Source organism: Paracoccus onubensis (genome assembly GCF_003591515.1).
GTDB classification, from domain to species: domain Bacteria; phylum Pseudomonadota; class Alphaproteobacteria; order Rhodobacterales; family Rhodobacteraceae; genus Paracoccus; species Paracoccus onubensis.
In genome coordinates, this window is sequence record NZ_QZCG01000001.1 from 221,144 (window position 1) to 239,287 (window position 18,144).

Consider the following 18,144-nt stretch of genomic DNA (forward strand, 5'->3'; position numbering starts at 1 on the left):
TTCATGCCGCCTGACCGGACGCAGCCTTTGCGTCATGACCGCATATTCGGCCCGTCAACATGGCTTTTCATCCGAACCGGCAGAGGGCAGGATTGCGGCAGCAGAGCAGGAGACGAAAAATGCAGAAACGGCGACTGGGTCAGGATGGCCCGATGATTGGCGCGGTGGCGCTTGGGACGATGAATTTCGTCGGGGCCTATGGACCGGCTGACCCGGAAGAAAGCCTGCGCTGCATGGCTGCCTGCCTTGAAATGGGGGTCGATCATTTCGATACCTCGAATGTCTACGGCATGGGCCGCGCCGAAGAGCTGCTGTCGCGGTTTCTGAAGGACCATGGCGATCGCGTGGTGCTGGCCAGCAAATGCGGAATCACCCGCAACCCCGATCATCCTTTCGACAACTCACCCACGCATATGCGGCAATCCCTGGACGCTTCGCTGAAGCGGCTGGGAGTGGAGCATATCCATCTTTATTACCTGCACCGGCACGAGGCCGCCCGGCCAATCGAAGAGATCATGGAGACACTGCTGAAATTCCGCGACGAGGGCAAGATCGGCGCGATCGGCCTGTCCGAGATCGCGCCCTCCACCTTGGAGCGCGCGGCAGCGGTGGGGCCGGTGGCTGCGGTGCAGTCGGAATATTCGCTTTGGACCCGTCAACCCGAACTGGGAATTTTGCAAGGTTGCGCGCGCCATGATGCCGCTCTGGTGGCGTTCTCGCCCATCGCGCGCGGGGTGCTGTCCGACACGCTGCCCGAACCGAAAGAACTGGGCGATGGGGATATACGGCTCAGGATCCCGCGCTTCAACGGCGAGAACTGGCCCCGTAACCTGATCCGTCTGCGGGCCTTCCGCGAATATGCGCATGACAATGGCCATAGCCCGGCCACGCTGGCCATTGCATGGGTTCTGTCACGGGGGCCGCATGTGATTGCCCTTCCCGGCTCGCGCAGCATCGCGCATATGCAGGAAAATGCCCACGGCGGAACGATCACGCTGACCTCGCAGCAGTTGGAGGAGATCGAGCGGATTCTGCCTGTCGGCTGGGCGCATGGACCGCGCTACGGAGAGGAATTGTCGAAAGGGCCCGAGGGCTATTGCTGACAGGTACCGGGGAAACTCGGGCATCCCGGGGTGAGACGCGCCGCATCGGAAACGCCAGTGGCCTGCGTCCCGCGATGGCCGGGGGCGCTGCCCCGTCGCCGGCAGGTCTCTCGAACCAGTGGCGCGACCCGCCGGCGACCCCCGAGGTATTTGGACAAAGAAGAAGCAGAGGAAGGAAGCGATCCGGGCGGGCGCGATATGCTCTAACCGGCTGCCAGCCGTTCGGCCACGGTTTCGTCTGTGATCAGCACCGAGGGCGAAAGCATCTTCAACGCGGCGCGGATGATCGTGACTTTCTGCCAGCCGCCGGATGCGAGTACGGTCCGGCGGGCGGCGCGGATATCGTCGGGATGGGCGGCTAGCACGCGGCGATTGACCGGGTGATCAACGATTTCGCCCTCGGCATTGACGAAGCGGCACAGGACATCGCCCACTGCGCCCGCCTGTTCGAGCGAGGCGATCTCTTCGGCGCTCAGCAGGCCGTAGCGGACAAAGATCGAATGCGGCGTCAGGTCTCCGACCGAAAGGATCGCCAGATCCAGCCTGCCGGCCCGGTGCAGGACCTCGGCGATGCCGCTATGGGCAAGCAGCGCATCGCGCGTGGCCTCGTCGGGCGCGTAGACCGGCGCGGCCATCAGATAGCATTCCGCCGAGAGGCGATCGGCTACGCGCCATGCGAATTCCGAAGGGTTGACGACGCTGACCTTGGTCAATCCGCCAAGCAGCGATATCACCTTCAGCCCGTTTTCGCTGCGAGGCTCGATTGCCGTGACGCCGGCGGTCAGCGTGCCGCCCCAGCCCAGGCCGATGCTCATGTCCGGGCCGACCGATTGCGAAAGAAAGCTTCCCAGCTCGCGGCCGATGATTTTCGGGATCATCGACTGGTCCTTCGGGCGGGGAATGACGATGGCGCGCTGCAATCCCCAGCGTTCCTCCAGCCGCCGTTCAAGTTCGACGCATTGGGAAACGCGGCTTGTGACCCGGATCTGGACGGTGCCGTCATTGCGGGCCGCCGCCAGAATGCGCAACACGCGGGTCCGGCTGAGACCGACGATATCGGCGACCTCATCCTGGGTCATGCCCTCGACATGATAAAGCCAGGCGATTCTTGTTTTCAGGTCGTCTGCGATATCGGTCCCGTTCAAATTCCCGTCCTTTTCGGCCCTCGGCTTGGGCGCATATCCATGCACCGTCGCAACTCGTCTTCGCAGAGTTCAGGATTTTCTGCGCAGAAGGTCAACCAATACCGCGACCAGAACGACAGCGCCGACGATTACCCGCTGCCAGAAACCGGATACGTTCATCAGCACGGTCCCGTTCGCCAGCACCGCCAGCAGCAGGGCGCCCAGCACGGTTCCGACGATCGAGCCCTGTCCGCCGCGTAGCGAAGTTCCGCCCAGAATGGCGGCGGTGATCGCGCCCATCAGCCAGCCTTCCCCGACCGAGGGTTGCCCCGCATCCATGCGGCTGGCGAACAGGATCCCCGCCAGGGCCGCGAACATGCCCGCAAGTCCGAAGGCCAGGAATTCGATGGCTTTCACCCTGATTCCGGCAAGGATGGCGGCGTCGCGATTGCCTCCGACGGCGAATATGTTCCGTCCCAGCCGTGTCTGGCTCAGCACCCAGATCAGACATATCGCGGCAAGTCCGAAGATCAGCACCGGCAGCGGGATGCCGAAGAGCTCTCCTTGCCCGAACACGGTAAAGGCTTCGCCAAGCGGCCGGATGGGATAACCCTTGGTGATGACCAGTGTCATCCCCGCGAATATCTCCCATGTGGCGAGCGTCACGATGAACGGATTCAGGCGCAGCCCGGCGACGAAGACGCCGTTCAATGCGCCAAGGCCGAAGCCGAAAAGCATCGTGAAGGGAATGATCAGCCAGGGATGGATACCCCATTGGGTCAATGCGATCGAGCCGACGATCGCGGAAAGCCCTGCCGCCGCGCCGACCGACAGATCGATGCCGCCGACCAGCAGCACCAATGTCTGACCCAGCGCGACCAGCCCGACAAAGGCGGCCTGCCGGGCGACGACGGACATGTTGTAGGACGACATGAAATTGTCGGTGGCCAGCGATAGCGCAAGGCCCAGTACGATCAATGCCACAAGAATGCCGCTGGCTTCCCATTTCCAGAAGCGGGCCAGAATTGCCTTGCCGCCACGATTGCCGCGATCATTCACGGCGGCGGTCTGGATATTGTTTGTCATCGCGCTTTCTCCCATTGGAACAGGCCAGGTCCGATAAGAAACGACCCCTTCTTCTTTGTCCAAATACCTCGGGGGTCGCCGACGGGTCGCGCCACCGGTTCAAAAGACCTGCAGGCGACGGGCAGCGCCCCCGGGCCCTCGCCAGAGGCGGATGCCTTTCCGTCACGGCCGAACGAACCCCGCATCCCTCAGCTCATCGCCAGTTCCAGCAGGCGTTCCTGCGTGGTTCCATCGCGATTCACGCATCCCTTCACCTCGCCCTCATGCATGACCAGAATCCGGTCGGCGACATCCAGAAGCTCTTCCATTTCGGATGAGATCAGGATGATGGACAGCCCGCGCTCTTCGGTAAGGCGGCGCAGGACGGTCTGGATTTCCAGCTTCGCGTTGACATCGATGCCGCGTGTCGGCTCGTCCATGATCAGGACTTTCGCCTCGCGCATCAGCCATCGGGCGATGATGAATTTCTGCTGATTGCCGCCGGATAGCGAGGTGATCGGATCGCCGAGGCGGCCGAATTTCGCTTTCATCTGCCGCGCCAGCGCGCCGACCTCGTTCAGCATGTCGCGGTTGCGGATGCGCAGCCAGCCGCTGAAACGATCGAGCGTCGGCAGCGCGGTGTTCTCGGCGATGGACAAAAGCGGGAAGATGCCCTCTTGCTTGCGTTCTTCGGGAAGATAGATCAGCCCCGCCCTGATCGCGTCCAGAGGCGCCCGGAAACGGGTTTCGCGCCCTTCCAGCGCGACTGTGCCGGTATCGGCTCTGGTGGCGCCGAAAAGGCATTTCGCCATCTCGCTGCGCCCCGATCCGATCAGGCCCGAGACGCCGAGTATCTCGCCCTTGCGAAGCGTGAAGGAGACATCGCGGAATTCGTGCTCGCGGCCAAGGTTCCGGACGTCCAGAATGGTCTCTGCCTCATCCAGATGTCGGATCGGCTGCCGGCCGGCCTTGGGCGGACGCCCCGCCATCAGCGAGACCATGCGTTCGCGCGTGGCTTCCTGTGGTGGAATGGCCCCGACATTCATGCCGTCGCGCAGGACGGTGATCCGTTGTGACAACTCGCGCACCTCGTCCAGCCGGTGCGATATGTAGAAGGCCGACCGGCCCTCGCTTGTGACCTTGCGGATATAGCGCATCAGCTTTTCCGTCTCGCGCCATGTAAGCGCTGCGGTCGGTTCGTCGAAGATGATGATGCGCGCGCGTGTCGCCGCCGCCCGCGCGATCTGGACCAGCTGCTGCTGCGCTTTCGAGAGTTCGCGGACCGGCATGCGCGGGTCGATGCTGTCATCGACCTCGTGCAGATAGAATGCCGCATCGGTATAGGTGGCCCGCCAGTCGATGGCCGCCGCGCGTCCGCGATGCGCGCCAAGCAGGATGTTTTCCGCCACCGACAGATGCGGCACAAGGTTGATCTCCTGCGGGGCGATCGCGATGCCATGCATCTGCGCGTCCAGCGGTGAATGGAATTCCACGGCCCGCCCGTCGACATGAATACTGCCGGAAGATGGCCGAAGTTTCCCGCAGATGATATTCATCAGCGTCGATTTCCCCGCGCCGTTCTCTCCTATGACCGAATGGGTTTCGCCCTTGTCCAGAGCCAGCGAAACGCCGTTCAGTGCCTGAACGGGGCCGAAGTTGCGCGAAATGTCGCGCACTTCGAAAAGGGGTGCCGCCTGTGTCATCGTGCCTTGCCTTTGCTGTTGGATGATCGCCGCGGAAGCGGCGCGCAAGCTGCGGGAAGCCTGCGCGCGCTGGGGCCTATTCGCCGCAATCATCCTGAGTGATAAGCCGCGATCCGGTGTTGTGATCCATCGGATAGGTGTGGTTCTGATTCATCGCGACCATGTATTTGACCGCCCAGTAACCGATATCCCATTGCCGCTGGGCCTTGAGCGCGGTGATCGTGCCGTCGCAGACGAAATCCACGGCTTCGGGCAGGTCGTCCATCCCGACGATAGCCACTTCGCCGGTCTTTCCGGCATTCTTGACGGCCCGCGCCGCGCCGATGGGATTCGACGCATTCGATCCGAAGAACCCGGCGATATCGGGATGCGCCTGAAGCGCGTTTTCCGTCAGGGCGACGGCTTCCTCGAGGATATCGTTATCGGGTTGCTCGAACACGATCTCCATCTCGGGATATTCTTTCAGTGCTTCCTTGAAACCCTGAATGCGTTCGACGTGATCCGTCGCGGTCAGGGAGCCTGCAAGAATGCCGATCTTGCCCTTGCCGCCAAGATGCTCTGCAAGATACTTGCCCAGATCGTAGCCGTCGCCATAGCTGTCGCGCTGGCCGACAAAGGGAAACTCCTCGTCGCAGAAACTGTTGAATGTATAGACATTCACCCCGGCCTCTTTGGCCTCGCGCAGCAATTGCGTATTGGTGGCCTGATCCAGACATGCAACGGCCAACCCGTCGGGTTGCCGTCCGATATTGGTCTCGATCCGCCGGTTCTGGTCGGCGACATCGGCCGTGGGCGGCTGATCCCAGATCATCTCGACCTTGATGCCGGATTTGGCCAGCTCATCCACGGCGAACTGCCCGCCTTCACGAACCACATCGTACCACGGATGGATCACCTTGGGGATGAAGACGAATGTCAGTTCGTCCTCGACTGGCGTGATCAAATCCGCCTGTGACTGGGCGTTTGCCGGCAAAGCCATGCATAATGCCGTCAGGGCAGCAACCATTGCCCCCTTGCCTGAGTGGGTGGTCATTTCTCTCTCCCTTTTGAAATATGCCCGAAGCAAGCCGGGCTGTTTACGCCCCGGGCCGCTTGCCTAGCCTGCCCCGGCGAGCCGTTCCGACGCGCGCGTCGGATTGGAATTCATGAATTGTCGCACCTGTGCGAGATCCTGTATGCCTGCCTGGGATCCAAGCCCCGTAGCGTTCAATGCCGAACTCGCCTGTGCCAGTCTGACGGAATCCCGGGCGTCCAGACCGTTCAGCAGGCCGACAGCAAAACCCGCATTGAAGACATCGCCGCAGCCGCATGTGCATTTCACGTCAATGTCGAAGGCGGGAACCGAGAAGGCGGTGCCATCGCGATGATGGTAATATGCGCCATGCTCGCCAAGGGTGATCACGCAGCATGCGGCGCCTCGGTCGTGGAAGAATTTCACCATGCCGCGCAGATCTGAAATCCCGCTGAGGGCCTCGGCTTCTTCGATGGAGGGGATGAAATAATCGGTATAGGGCAGAACTGCCTCGACATCCGGCAGGTCGTCCTGACTTCCCGCGAACACATCCACGGTGGTGATGCAGCCGCGTTCTTTCGCATGGCGCATCAATGCGGCGTTGCGTTCGCCATCCATCGCGTCCATCAGTCCGACGCCGCCAAGATGGAAGACCCTTGCATCGGTGACGGAATCGAACATCGGTCTGTCGACGATGAATGCGCCGGTTGCGCCCTTGAGATGCAGGGCCGGGCGCGAACCATCCGCGCGGGTCAGCACGATAGAGCTTGAGGTGGGAACGCCGGGGCAGTGTTGCAGCCCCGAGATGTCGATGCCGTAGGATGCGATCTGCTCAAGCGCCCAGGCGCCCATCAAATCCTCTCCGACGCCGCCAACCGCCAGGGTCTTCAGGCCCATTTTCGCGCCGGCGATGGCGGCCGTGCCGGCGGCCCCGGAAACGGCCATCGCGATCTCGTCGATAAGAAAGGTGCCACCGCCCGGCGGGATGGCCGAAACGGGCCAGCCGAGGCAATCGAACGTATAGAATCCCATTGCAGAATAATCGTGCCGCATGGCGTCTCCTCCTCATCCTGAGGGGATTGAAACGCACATTGGTATAATAGTCAATACAGATGTTATTGTAAATTGCACAGCTTTGCGAAGAATTTGTAACGTATCTTCGCTAAATCAGTCCAAATACCGCAACAAAAGTTTTTTATTGATAACTTAAGATCAAATGCTAGATCTGACGTGGCGAACAAAAGTTTCAACGGAGAGATGATTGTGAAAGCCGCCCTTCTTACTGCTCCCGATGCGCTGGTATTGACTGAATTGCCTGTTCCGGCGCTCGAATCGGGGGATGTGCTGATTCGTGTGCGTGCTGCAACGATCTGTGGCACCGATATCAGGATATTCCGTGGCCGTAAGACTGCCGGCATCCGGTATCCTTCCGTTCTGGGGCATGAATTTGCAGGTGAGGTCGTCGATGCCGGCGGGAATCCACATCTGGGCGCGGGCGACCGGGTCGCGCTGTGCCCCGCCATCTCTTGCGGTCGCTGTCACCTGTGCAAGACTGGGCGCGAAAATCTGTGCAAGGACGGGCAGGCAGTGGGATACGAGATAGACGGTGCCTTCGCGGAATTCATCCGCATTCCCGCGCGTGCCGTCGCGGCCGGCAATATCCGCAAACTGCCCGAGACGACAGGTTTCGACGAGGCCGCACTGGCCGAACCGCTGGCCTGTGTACTGAACGGGCAGGAAAAGGTCGGGGTCACTGCCGGGGATGTGGTTCTGGTTCTGGGGGCGGGACCCATCGGCTTGCTGCATGTTTATCTGGCGCGGTTGCGGGGCGCGGCGAAGATCATCGTTTCGGATCCCAATGCCCATCGCCGCGATGCGGCCATGACCGGAGGGGCCGACGTCACGATCGACCCCCGGGCCGAGGATGTCGCGGCGCGCGTGGCCGAAGAAACGGCGGGGATGGGGGCGACGGTGGTGATTTGCGCCATCGGTGTTCCGGCACTGGCGCGGCAGGCAAGCGATCTGGTGGCGCATGGCGGGCGCATCAGCCTGTTTGCCGGGTTCTCGAAGGGCGAGATGGCCGAGATGGACGTCAATGCGATCCATTACAACGAAATCACGGTGACGGGCGCTTTCGGTCTGTCGCGGCGCGACTATGATCGCGCCTTCGATATGATTGCGGGCCGGGGCATGGATGTGAGGGGCCTGATCACCCACAGATACGGTCTTGATTCCATCGTGGAGGCGTTCAAGACGGCAGAAAGTGGCGGCGCGATCAAGGTGGCGATCATCAATGACTGATATTCATGAAACGGATGTGCTGATCATCGGCGGCGGCATCAACGGATGCGGCGTCTTTCGCGACCTTTCCGCGCAGGGCGTCACCTGCCTGCTGCTTGAGCGCAACGATTTCTGCGCAGGCGCCTCCGCGGGTTCGTCCAGGCTGATGCATGGCGGGCTGAAATATCTTGAAACCGGAGAGTTCAGACTGGTCCGCGAAAGCGCCGAAGAGCGAAACCGGCTGCTGCGCAACGCGGCCCATTATGTCAGCCCGCTGCCATCGCTGGTGCCGGTTCGCAGCCGGTTCGGAGGGCTTTGGGCCTCGGCCGCAAGGTTCTTTGGGATGAATGCCCGGCTTGACGACCGGGGAGGGGTGATCCTGCGTCTTGGCCTGACGCTTTACGATCTGTATGGGCGGCGTTTCCGGTCGATGCCGAGGCATCGTATGCTGGGGCGCAGGCGGCTTGACGCGCTGGTCGCGGGGCTTTCGCCCGAGATTATCGGAGCCGGGCTGTATTACGAGGGGCGTATCAGTCATGCCGAGCGGCTGGGGCTGGAACTGCTTCTGGACGGCGAGGAAATGCATCCTGCTTCACATGCGCTCAACCATGTGGAAATCCTTGGAGCCGAGGGCGGGGTGATCTCGTACCGGCATGGCGGCGCGGTGCATCGCGTCAGGCCGCGCGCGATCGTCAATGCAGGCGGCGCGTGGATCGATGTGGTGAATGATGCGCTGGGCATCCCGTCCCGGCTTATGGGAGGATCGAAAGGGGCGCATCTGGTGGTCGAGAACCCGGCGCTTCTGAAGGCGTTGAACGGCCATATGATCTATTTCGGAACCGCCGATGGCCGCGTGAATCTGTTATATCCTTTCATGGGCCGCGTCCTGATCGGTTCGACCGATCATCGGATCGATCATCCCGACGATGCCGCCTGTTCGGATGACGAGGCGGATTATCTCTGTGCGGCGGTGGGTGAGATATTTTCCGCTATTCCGGTCACGCCCGAACAGATCCGGCATCGTTTCAGCGGCGTGCGTCCCTTGCCTCGGGCGGATGGCGATATCGGGATGGTGACGCGGGATCATTCCATCGTGGAGCTTGAACTGGACTCCGGCATTCCGGTCCTGTGCCTGATCGGCGGCAAATGGACGACATTCCGCGGCTTTTCGGAACAGGCTGCGGATCGCCTGCTTGAACTGACGGGAAGGCCCCGGCTTCGGAAAACCGATGACATGCAGATCGGCGGCGGGCGCGATTATCCGGATGCCGCCGGGCGCGAGGCATGGATCGGCCGAAGGGCTGACAGCTCTTCGCTGGCGCCGGTGCGTGTCGGGATGCTTCTTTCCCGCTATGGCACCCGGCTGGACAGGATGCTGCCGGAACTGACGGGTGGTGAGACCCCGTTGGTTCATCTGCCGGATTATAGCCGTGAAGAGCTTGAATGGCTGTGCCGGAATGAGCGCGTGATCACCTTGGCGGATCTGCTGTTGCGCCGGACGGGTATTGCCATTTCCGGCGACCTGACTCCGGAAGTCGCGGAGGAGGTGGCAGGGATTGCGGCGCAGGTATTCGGGTGGGACGCCGCCGGAAAGCAGGCCGAGATCGACGCGCTTTCACCCGGAGCATGTCGCGTTGAAGCGGAGCCGCCGGTTGCTTGCGTCCCGCGATGACCGGGGGCCGGCCCCGTCGCCGGCTGGTTCTAGAACCAGTGGCGCACCTGCCGGCGACCCCTGAGGTATTTGGACAAAGAAGAAGGGGGGGAGCGAGTTCGGGCAGGTGCAACAGGCTTTAGCCCAATCGTGGAGCGGAGGGCTTCGGAGACAGCAGCGTCGGGTCATTCGGGTTGAAGCTGTCGGGCATTTGCCAATTCGGGGTTCCGCCGGCGAACAGCTTGAAGAACGCGACGGCGGTTGCGCCGCTTTTGCTGGTGTTCTCCCGGAATGACCACCAGGTCCGCAGATCGTGAAGCTCTTCCCCCGCCGATGCGATTTCGCCGTATTCCTGCTGAATCGCTGCGGCGCGGACATTCATGCAATAGATGGTGTAGCAATATCCCTCGGGCCAGAAATGCGCCGGGTTGGCGGGATCCGGCTCGGTCGGCGGAGAAACGATCCGGCAGGGCTGCGCGTTGATCAGCTCGCGCAGCATGAGGCCGGCGGCATGGTCGAAAAAGCCGCGCCGGATTTTTTCGGAACGTGGGTTGATTTGTTCGACCTTGCGCAGCCACGAGACGAAGCATCGGGCCAGAGCCGCGTCATCGATTTCGATCGTCGCGCCGATTTCATGGCCGATGCGATCGACAACGGCGGCGAATGAAGCGCGGAACCACCGCATGCGCCGGACGGCGACGCGGATCGGATCCGGGCTGTCGGGAAGCCTGACGGTCAGGAACGGCGTTTCAGACATGGTAACGGAATTCTTTCAGCAATGCGGCAATCGCCTGACGATCACCCCGGGCCTTCAGTATATCGTCCTGAAGCGCAAGGGACAGGGCCGTCGCCGCATCAAGTGCCTCTTGCGCGTCATCGGCGGCCTTGTCGGCCAGCATCCACAGCATCAGGCCGAAACAGGCAAGCTGCGTGGCGTCCTCTTCGGATAGCGGTACGCCGGGATTCATCCGCAGCTCGGCAATGGCGCCATGATTCTGCATCGCGACGATCAGGGCGGTGGCGCGCTGGATATCGTTCGTTCCGCGAATCGATTCGAAGGCCATCGCTGATTTGACCTCGGAAATAAGCCAGCTATGCGCTCCCAGATTGCGCAGGGCATGGCCAAGGGCCGCATAGGCGGCATGGGCAAAGGCCGAGGCGTTCAATGCGCCGGCCTGAAGCGCGGTCGCGGGAAGGCGGACCCTGCCGCTGTCTCCCAGCATCAGATGCGCGACTTCCTCTGCGCCATGGGCAATGCGATCGACCTGGGCAATCGCGGCGCCCGCGATCTGATCCACGGGCTTGCCGGCCCTGCTGGTGTTCTGCTGGACGATATCGCGCCCCTCGCGGGCGACATGTCTGACGATACGCAATGCGTCGCGAAGTAGTAATGCGCCGGGAAGTCCTGGGTCGGAGTGTCGTGGCAATGTCATCTCCGTCTTGATCGGGGGTTTGGCAGAGTTGCCGATGTTATCTCAGACAAGCCGCAAACATTAGGAATAATTGTATAACACCTGTTCTTCCATGGGAACGCAAAGAATCGCTCTTACCCAAGTTTTCTGTCGCAGTTTGATCTTATCGATATTATTGAACATAAGTATTGACAAAATATCATAAGTGCAAATATATCGGCATGGAACTCAGGAGGAACCACCATGCCAACCAACGTCGCCTTGACCGGCCTTGCCCGTGACCTGCGTGAGCGCGGGGATAGTGGAAAACCCATTCGCGTCGGCCTTGTCGGTTCGGGTGAGATGGGCACCGATATCGTCGCGCGGGTCGCGCATATGCCGGGAATCGAGATCGGGGCGATCTCGGAACTGAACATTCCCGCGGCCGACCGTGCGGTCGATATCGCATATCAGGAGACCGGTCATGCGCGGCAGGTAAGTGATCTCGATCAACTCAACTCAGCCATGGAAGCCGGAAAGGTCGCGACGACGGACAAGGTCGACTTGCTGCTGGAATCGGGGCTGATCGATGTCGTGGTGGATGCGACGGGCGTTCCTGCAGTCGGCGCGGAAATCGGCCTTCGCGCGATGGAGCATGGCAAGCATCTGGTGATGATGAATGTCGAGGCGGATGTGACCATCGGCGCATATCTGCGGGCCGAGGCCGAACGTCTGGGTGTGGTCTATACGCTGGGCGCGGGCGACGAGCCCTCATCCTGCATGGAACTGATCGAATTCGTGTCCGCCATGGGGCACCGGATCGTGTCGGCGGGCAAGGGCAAGAACAATCCGCTGAATATCGATGCCGTCCCGGCGGAATACGAAGCCGAGGCCAAGCGCCGCAACATGAATCCCCGGATGCTGGTGGAATTCGTGGATGGCTCGAAAACCATGGTCGAGATGGCCGCCATCGCCAATGCCACCGGGTTGATCCCCGACAAGCCGGGAATGCATGGTCCGGCCTGCTCGCGCGATGAACTGTCCAAGGTGCTGGTTCCCGAAAGCGATGGCGGGTTGCTGTCTTCGGGTGAAGGCCGCGTGGATTACACCATCGGCAAGGGGGTCGCCCCCGGTGTGTTCGTGGTCGCCGAAATGGGCCATCCGCGTATCCGCGAACGCATGGAAGATCTGAAGATGGGTGAGGGTCCGTATTTCACCTTTTTCCGCCCCTATCACCTGACCTCGCTGGAGGTGCCGCTTAGCTGTGCCCGTGCGGTGCTTTACGGCAAGGCCGATATGGTCCCCATGCCGCGCCCGGTGGCCGAGGTCTGTGCGGTGGCCAAGAAGGATATGCAGCCCGGAGAGAGACTCGATCAGATCGGCGAATATTGCTATCGCGCATGGATCATGACCTCGGAACAGGCCCGCGATGGGCAGGCTATCCCCTGCGGTCTGCTGGCCGGGGCAGTCGTGACGGCGCCGATCCGCAAGGGCGAGCTGATCACCTATGCCAACGCATCCGTTCCTGCCGACAGCCGCATCGCGGCGCTGCGCGCCCGTCAGGACGACATGCTGCTTGCCACAGCCTGAGGATCCAGCCCGATGAGTGATGACAACCGTCCCTTCGCCATCCGCAAATATGACGCGGCACGGCTGCGCGACGCCTTGCGCAAGATGTATCTGATCCGGTTCTTCGAGGAAGGCGCCGAAGACAGCTATATGCGCGGCCTGATCCACGGCACCATGCATCTGTCCATCGGGCAGGAGGCATCTGCGGTTGCCTCGTGCATCGGGCTGACCGATGAGGACAAGATCACCTCGACCCATCGGGGCCACGGGCATTGCATTTCCAAGGGGGCCGAAGTCGGACGCATGTTCGCGGAATTCTTTGGCAAGGAAGAAGGCTATTGCCATGGACGTGGCGGCTCGATGCATATTGCCGATGTGACCAAGGGCAATCTTGGCGCGAATGGCATCGTCGGTGGCGGGCTGCCTATTGCCGTGGGCGCGGGGCTGACGGCCAAACGGCTGAACACGGGCGCGGTCGCGATCTGCTTTTTCGGCGATGGCGCGAATAACGAAGGCGCGTTTCACGAAGCACTGAACATGGCGGCGATCTGGAAACTGCCGGTCGTGTTCATCTGTGAGAACAACAAATACGGCATGTCCACCTCGACCGAGCGTTCGACTGCCGTGAAGAATATCGCCGAACGCGCGGTGGCCTATGCGATGCCGGGGCATACCGTGGATGGCAATGATTTCTCGGCGGTGGCGGAAACCGTGGAAACGGCGATTGCCCGTGCCCGCGCCGGAGAGGGGCCAAGCCTGATCGAGAACCTGACCTATCGCTGGCGCGGTCATTCGAAATCGGACCGCAACCGGTATCGGACCAAGCAGGAAATCGACGAATGGATCGCCAGGGATCCGATCCAGCGTTTCCGGAAAGAGCTGATCGAACACGCTATCCTTGACGAAAGCGAGGCGGAAAAGGTCGCAACCGAAGCGCGGCAGGAGGTCGAGGCCGGGATCGAGTTTGCCAAATCGGGTACCGCGCCGCGTGTCTCGGACCTTGCCAGATATGTCTATGCAGAGGAAAACGCATGAACGCCCCCACCAGGCAACCCGACGCGGATATCCGGGAACTCAGCTATTCCGAGGCGATCCGCGAAGCGATGGGACTGGCCCTTGAACGCGATGAGCGCGTCGTGCTGATGGGCGAGGATATCGGCGTCTATGGTGGGGCTTTTCAGGTGACCGGCGATCTGGTTGAACGTTTCGGCGCCGACCGGGTGATGGATACGCCCATCTCCGAACTGGGCGGGGCCGGTGTGGCTGTGGGTGCGGCACTGACGGGGCTTCGTCCGATCTATGAATTCCAGTTCTCGGATTTCGCCGCATTGGCCATGGAACAGATCGTCAATCAGGCCGCCAAAATGCGCTATATGCTGGGCGGCGAGGCTTCGGTGCCGGTGGTCTTCCGGATGCCTGCCGGTTCCGGAACCGGGGCGGCGGCGCAGCATAGCCAAAGCTTCGAGGCATGGTTCGGTCATGTGCCGGGGCTGAAGGTCGTCCAGCCCTCGACCCCCGAGGATGCCAAGGGGTTGTTGCTGGCGGCGCTTGAGGATCCGGACCCGGTCGTCATGTTCGAGCATAAGCTGCTTTACAAGATGAAGGGTCATGTTCCCGAGGGCTGGTATACAACGCCGATTGGTAAATCCGCCATACGGCGTCACGGCAAGGATGTGACGATCGTCGCCTCGGCGATCATGGTTCACCGGGCACTGGCCGCCGCCGAGAAACTGGCCGGGGAAGGGATTGAGGTTGAAATCATCGATCTGCGCTCGGTCCGGCCCATCGATGGCGACGCCATTATCGGCAGCGTCAAGAAAACCGGCAGGCTTCTTTGCGTCTATGAAGGGGTTCGCACGCTTGGGATCGGCGCCGAGATCTCGGCGATGATCGCGGAAAGCGAAGCGTTCGATTTTCTGGATGCGCCGGTTCTGCGGCTTGGCGGGGCGGAAGCGCCGATCCCCTATAACCCGGATCTGGAAAAGGCCGCCGTTCCCCAGATTCCCGATATCGAGTCTGCCGCGCGCCGTCTTGCCCGCCGGGAGGTCTGATATGCCGACCGAAGTCATCCTGCCCAAGGTGGATATGGATATGGACGCCGGGTTGCTGGCGCAATGGCATGTCGCGACCGGCGAACATGTCGAGAAAGGGGCGGCGCTTTTCGATATCGAGACCGACAAGGCCGCGATGGAGGTTGAAGCCCCTGCCTCGGGGATCGTCGGCCATATCGTGGCAGAGGCGGGCAGCCGGATTCCCGTTGGTCAGGTCGTGGCGTGGATCTATGCGGAAAACGAAGAGATTCCCGATCTGCCTCCGGGTGGGACGATTTCCGGGGATACCGGTGCCGCCGAACAAGAAGCCGGACGGAACGAGGTTGCGGAAGTTCCGCAGCCAACGGCTCCTGCCGCCCGGGGTTCCGATGAAGCGGGCGCGGAAAATGATTCCGGCAGCCCGCGTCCTCGCGCGACCCCTGCGGCGCGGGCTGCCGCCCGGAAAAGCGGCGTGGATCTCGGCCGGGTGGCGGGATCGGGTCCCAAAGGGCGCATACAGGCCGATGACGTGATGCGCCAGCAGCCGGTCTCCTCAGGACCTGCCGCCGTCGCTGGCCTTTCCGAAGCCGCGCCGCCGGTCGACTGGGCGGAAAATCAGCGTCCGCTTGCCATGACCCGCAGGAAGGGCCGCGCGAAAGGTCATCCCATCCTGCTGATCCACGGTTTCGCAGCCGATGCCTCCGGATGGGCACCGCTTGAAAAGGCTCTGGGGGATGCGCGCGAGATCATCCGGATCGAATTGCCCTGCCACGGGCGCTCGCCGCTGGTCAGGATAGGATCGTTCCGCGAATTCACCCGTATGATGGTCCGGGCATTCGACGATCTGGATGTCGCGCAACTGCATCTGGTCGGCCATTCTCTGGGTGGCGCGGTTGCCGCCGCTATCGCCGATATTCGTCCGCGCCGGATCGCCAGCCTGTCGCTGATCTCGCCTGCCGGGCTGGGGCCTGAGATAGACGGCGCCACGCTGTATGGAATCGCCCGCGCGACGCGGACCGACAGTCTTGCCCCGTGGTTGAAACGGCTCGCTGCGCGCCCGGACGCAATCAGTCATGATTTCGCGAAAGCCGCGATGATGGCGAGGATGGAGCCGGAATTGCGTGCCGCACAAGTGGAGCTGGCCGATATGCTGTTCCCGGATGGCACGCAATCCTTCGATCTGTCCGCCGCGATGGCCCGTGTGGATACGCCTTTCAAGATTGTCTGGGGCAGGCAGGACCGGATTCTGCCGTGGCGGCACGCCTTGCGCGCGCCTGACGTCGCGGGGCTGCATTTGCTGGACAAGGCGGGGCATATTCCGCATATAGAACGCCCAGAAGCCGTTGCTCTTCCGTTGCTTGAGAATTTTCGGACGGGAGAGATTCCGGTACAGCAGAGATAAGAATGGCACAGAACAGAACCGCTCGCGCAGCTCAGACGGCAGGAAGGACATCCGAACTTGACAGGCTGCGCTCGCGGGCGGTCTGGCTGTATTATGCCGAGGGAATGAAACAATCCGAGATCGCGGATGTTCTTGGCATGACGCGTGTCAGTATCGTCAGGCTGCTTGCCGATGCCCGGCGCCGCAACGAAGTGCGCGTCACGATCTCGTCGCCGCTGGCTGAATTCGCGCAGGCCGAAATGGAACTGCGGGAGCGTTACGGGATAGGCGAGGTCATTCTTGCGCCGGTTCACGAGGAAGACGCCGATCCGACGCTGACGATTGCGGCGATTGCGGGGGCGTTCATTTCCTCACGTGTGGGCGACGGGATGACTGTCGGGGTCGGCTGGGGCCGGACCCTGCATTCGACCCTGCCATTCATCGAGGGCCGCACAGTCGAAAACCTGCGGGTGATCTCGCTGCTGGGCGGAATCTCGCAGGCCCGGCGGTTCAATCCCGCCGAATTCGCCTGGCAGTTCGCCGAACTGTTTCAGGGAGAAGGCTACCTGATCCCCGCGCCTGCTCTGGTTGACAGCCCCGAGACCCGCCATGCGCTGCTGGAGCGGTGTGGGCTGGCGTCGATCTTCGAGATGGCTGACAAGCTGGATCTTGCGCTGCTGTCCACCGGCGGTATCGCCCAGTTGGAGACCTCTTACCGGACCGGGCATCTGTCCGAAGCCGATCGCCAGAGCCTGATCGAGCATGGCGCGGTCGGGGATGTGCTGTATAATTTCATCGACAGCAACGGAAATACCATCGATCATCCGGTGAATAACCGCGCGATATCCGCCAAGCTGGAACGGCTTCGGAATGCGCGTGAACGGGTTCTGCTTTCCGGTGGCCGTGACAAATATCGGGTCATGAGGGCGGCGATCAAGGCGCTGAGCCCGACCGTTCTCATCACCGATGAATTCACCGCGCGATCGCTTCTTTCCGATCCGGAGGAATAGGCGAAAGCAGCCTTTCCAGATGGTGGATCAAAGAATATCGGCCCAGGCCACCGCTTGTCAGGATCGTATTCCGCGCTTCAGGAAGCTTTCGGCGGCATGCCAGTCCTGAATGATTTCCCTGGCGCCCGCCGCGCGCAGCTTGCTGTCATGCCCGCGTGGTAAATGCTCGCCGCCGATATAGCCGATTGGCGTCATGCCCGCCGCCACCGCTGCTGTGACGCCAGCAACGGAATCCTCGAATACGACGCAATCACCGGGATCGACGCCCAGCCTTTCCGCCGCAAGCAGGAACAGATCCGGAGCCGGCTTGCCATTGGCGACCATGCTTGACGAAAAGATGCGGCCGTCGAACCGGTCAAGGATTCCTGCGGTTGCCAGCGACAGCCGGATCCTTGGCACATCCGAGGATGACGCGACGCAATAGGGCAGATCCAGCCGATCCATGAAGGTGGTCAGGCCGGGAGTATGCCGGACCTTCTGCCCAAGCAGCGAAAGGATTTCCTCAGTCAGCTCGCCGCTGGCTTCGGCGGGAAGAAGCCCGCCTTCCTCTCCGCGCAGATTTGCCAGAATATCGGTTTGTTTCATTCCGAGCATTGCCGAAAATGCCTTGGGCGCGATTGTAAGCCCATGCCGCGCATAGACCCGTTTATACGCAATCGCCGTCAGCGTTTCACTGTTGACCAGAACCCCGTCGCAATCAAAAATTATGGCTTTCATCAGTTGCTTATGACCTTGTTTCAGTGGTTTTCCGCGTGGGGCGTGCAGGCGATCCGGGATGTGGTATCCGGGTTGCGTGGGGATCGGATATCGGAACTTATGATTCAT

The 18,144-nt window shown here is 61.7% G+C and carries 16 protein-coding genes; 8 read left to right on the plus strand and 8 right to left on the minus strand.

Features of this window, described 5'->3' with window-relative positions; genetic code table 11:
• The first annotated feature begins 119 nt into the window (after positions 1-119).
• A complete protein-coding gene (locus tag D3P04_RS01090) occupies positions 120-1,103 on the plus strand; it encodes an aldo/keto reductase (protein WP_119745051.1) in 984 nt (327 codons plus the stop codon).
• Positions 1,104-1,306: 203 nt separating this feature from the next.
• On the opposite strand, the gene D3P04_RS01095 is transcribed toward D3P04_RS01090, so the two are convergent.
• The 5 genes from D3P04_RS01095 to D3P04_RS01115 all read right to left on the minus strand — a co-directional run bounded on the left by D3P04_RS01095 (position 1,307) and on the right by D3P04_RS01115 (position 7,060).
• Positions 1,307-2,248 carry a sugar-binding transcriptional regulator gene (locus D3P04_RS01095; RefSeq protein WP_232844847.1) on the minus strand — a complete coding sequence of 314 codons (942 nt, stop codon included), beginning with the start codon at positions 2,246-2,248 and terminating at the stop codon, positions 1,307-1,309.
• A 69-nt stretch (positions 2,249-2,317) separates the two neighbouring features.
• Complete coding sequence (locus D3P04_RS01100; protein ID WP_119745599.1) at positions 2,318-3,313, minus strand: ABC transporter permease; 996 nt, start codon at positions 3,311-3,313, stop codon at positions 2,318-2,320.
• Positions 3,314-3,501: 188 nt separating this feature from the next.
• Positions 3,502-4,995, minus strand: coding sequence for a sugar ABC transporter ATP-binding protein (locus D3P04_RS01105; protein WP_119745601.1), 1,494 nt, complete (start codon positions 4,993-4,995; stop codon positions 3,502-3,504).
• 76 nt (positions 4,996-5,071) lie between these two features.
• Positions 5,072-6,028 (minus strand): substrate-binding domain-containing protein, encoded by a 957-nt coding sequence (locus tag D3P04_RS01110; protein ID WP_232844848.1) that lies wholly within the window; start codon positions 6,026-6,028, stop codon positions 5,072-5,074.
• A gap of 63 nt (positions 6,029-6,091) precedes the next feature.
• On the minus strand, positions 6,092-7,060 hold the full coding sequence (locus D3P04_RS01115; RefSeq protein ID WP_119745055.1) for a carbohydrate kinase family protein: 969 nt from the start codon (positions 7,058-7,060) through the stop codon (positions 6,092-6,094).
• A gap of 210 nt (positions 7,061-7,270) precedes the next feature.
• Here D3P04_RS01115 and D3P04_RS01120 point away from each other — a divergent pair, with 210 nt between their 5' ends.
• Together D3P04_RS01120 and D3P04_RS01125 are read left to right on the plus strand one after the other, a co-directional pair.
• The gene (locus tag D3P04_RS01120) at positions 7,271-8,308 is read left to right on the plus strand and encodes a zinc-dependent dehydrogenase (protein WP_232844849.1); all 1,038 of its coding nucleotides are present in this window, start codon (positions 7,271-7,273) and stop codon (positions 8,306-8,308) included.
• A complete protein-coding gene (locus tag D3P04_RS01125) occupies positions 8,301-9,959 on the plus strand; it encodes a glycerol-3-phosphate dehydrogenase/oxidase (protein WP_119745059.1) in 1,659 nt (552 codons plus the stop codon). Before D3P04_RS01120 ends, D3P04_RS01125 begins: the two co-directional genes overlap by 8 nt.
• Before the next feature lie 118 nt (positions 9,960-10,077).
• On the opposite strand, the gene D3P04_RS01130 is transcribed toward D3P04_RS01125, so the two are convergent.
• Together D3P04_RS01130 and D3P04_RS01135 are read right to left on the minus strand one after the other, a co-directional pair.
• A complete protein-coding gene (locus tag D3P04_RS01130) occupies positions 10,078-10,695 on the minus strand; it encodes a hypothetical protein (RefSeq protein WP_119745061.1) in 618 nt (205 codons plus the stop codon).
• Positions 10,688-11,365 carry a hypothetical protein gene (locus D3P04_RS01135; protein WP_147391861.1) on the minus strand — a complete coding sequence of 226 codons (678 nt, stop codon included), beginning with the start codon at positions 11,363-11,365 and terminating at the stop codon, positions 10,688-10,690. Before D3P04_RS01135 ends, D3P04_RS01130 begins: the two co-directional genes overlap by 8 nt.
• A gap of 228 nt (positions 11,366-11,593) precedes the next feature.
• On the opposite strand from D3P04_RS01135, the gene D3P04_RS01140 reads away from it, so the two are divergent.
• Genes D3P04_RS01140 through D3P04_RS01160 form a run of 5 tightly spaced genes read left to right on the plus strand, consistent with a single transcriptional unit; the run spans position 11,594 to position 17,319 of the window.
• Positions 11,594-12,919 carry an NAD(P)H-dependent oxidoreductase gene (locus D3P04_RS01140; RefSeq protein WP_119745065.1) on the plus strand — a complete coding sequence of 442 codons (1,326 nt, stop codon included), beginning with the start codon at positions 11,594-11,596 and terminating at the stop codon, positions 12,917-12,919.
• 12 nt (positions 12,920-12,931) lie between these two features.
• Entirely contained in the window at positions 12,932-13,933 is a 1,002-nt protein-coding gene (locus D3P04_RS01145) for a thiamine pyrophosphate-dependent dehydrogenase E1 component subunit alpha (RefSeq protein WP_119745066.1), read from the plus strand.
• Complete coding sequence (locus D3P04_RS01150) at positions 13,930-14,949, plus strand: alpha-ketoacid dehydrogenase subunit beta (RefSeq protein WP_119745068.1); 1,020 nt, start codon at positions 13,930-13,932, stop codon at positions 14,947-14,949. The genes D3P04_RS01145 and D3P04_RS01150 overlap by 4 nt, the downstream gene beginning before the upstream one ends.
• A gap of 1 nt (position 14,950) precedes the next feature.
• Positions 14,951-16,330, plus strand: a complete 1,380-nt coding sequence (locus D3P04_RS01155) for an acetoin dehydrogenase dihydrolipoyllysine-residue acetyltransferase subunit (RefSeq protein WP_119745070.1) — start codon at positions 14,951-14,953, stop codon at positions 16,328-16,330.
• 2 nt (positions 16,331-16,332) lie between these two features.
• Positions 16,333-17,319, plus strand: coding sequence for a sugar-binding transcriptional regulator (locus D3P04_RS01160; RefSeq protein ID WP_119745072.1), 987 nt, complete (start codon positions 16,333-16,335; stop codon positions 17,317-17,319).
• A 57-nt stretch (positions 17,320-17,376) separates the two neighbouring features.
• On the opposite strand, the gene D3P04_RS01165 is transcribed toward D3P04_RS01160, so the two are convergent.
• Positions 17,377-18,036, minus strand: coding sequence for an HAD family hydrolase (locus tag D3P04_RS01165; RefSeq protein WP_182912693.1), 660 nt, complete (start codon positions 18,034-18,036; stop codon positions 17,377-17,379).
• Between the last annotated feature and the right edge of the window lie 108 nt (positions 18,037-18,144).

Excerpts from the sequence above, each read along its gene's own strand:
- D3P04_RS01110 (WP_232844848.1), bottom strand. The coding sequence starts at position 6,028 with ATGACCACCCACTCAGGCAAGGGGGCAATGGTTGCTGCCCTGACGGCA.
- D3P04_RS01155 (WP_119745070.1), top strand. The coding sequence starts at position 14,951 with ATGCCGACCGAAGTCATCCTGCCCAAGGTGGATATGGATATGGACGCC.
- D3P04_RS01150 (WP_119745068.1), top strand. The coding sequence starts at position 13,930 with ATGAACGCCCCCACCAGGCAACCCGACGCGGATATCCGGGAACTCAGC.
- D3P04_RS01090 (WP_119745051.1), top strand. The coding sequence starts at position 120 with ATGCAGAAACGGCGACTGGGTCAGGATGGCCCGATGATTGGCGCGGTG.
- D3P04_RS01125 (WP_119745059.1), top strand. The coding sequence starts at position 8,301 with ATGACTGATATTCATGAAACGGATGTGCTGATCATCGGCGGCGGCATC.
- D3P04_RS01145 (WP_119745066.1), top strand. The coding sequence starts at position 12,932 with ATGAGTGATGACAACCGTCCCTTCGCCATCCGCAAATATGACGCGGCA.
- D3P04_RS01140 (WP_119745065.1), top strand. The coding sequence starts at position 11,594 with ATGCCAACCAACGTCGCCTTGACCGGCCTTGCCCGTGACCTGCGTGAG.
- D3P04_RS01130 (WP_119745061.1), bottom strand. The coding sequence starts at position 10,695 with ATGTCTGAAACGCCGTTCCTGACCGTCAGGCTTCCCGACAGCCCGGAT.
- D3P04_RS01160 (WP_119745072.1), top strand. The coding sequence starts at position 16,333 with ATGGCACAGAACAGAACCGCTCGCGCAGCTCAGACGGCAGGAAGGACA.
- D3P04_RS01165 (WP_182912693.1), bottom strand. The coding sequence starts at position 18,036 with ATGAAAGCCATAATTTTTGATTGCGACGGGGTTCTGGTCAACAGTGAA.
- D3P04_RS01100 (WP_119745599.1), bottom strand. The coding sequence starts at position 3,313 with ATGACAAACAATATCCAGACCGCCGCCGTGAATGATCGCGGCAATCGT.
- D3P04_RS01105 (WP_119745601.1), bottom strand. The coding sequence starts at position 4,995 with ATGACACAGGCGGCACCCCTTTTCGAAGTGCGCGACATTTCGCGCAAC.
- D3P04_RS01115 (WP_119745055.1), bottom strand. The coding sequence starts at position 7,060 with ATGCGGCACGATTATTCTGCAATGGGATTCTATACGTTCGATTGCCTC.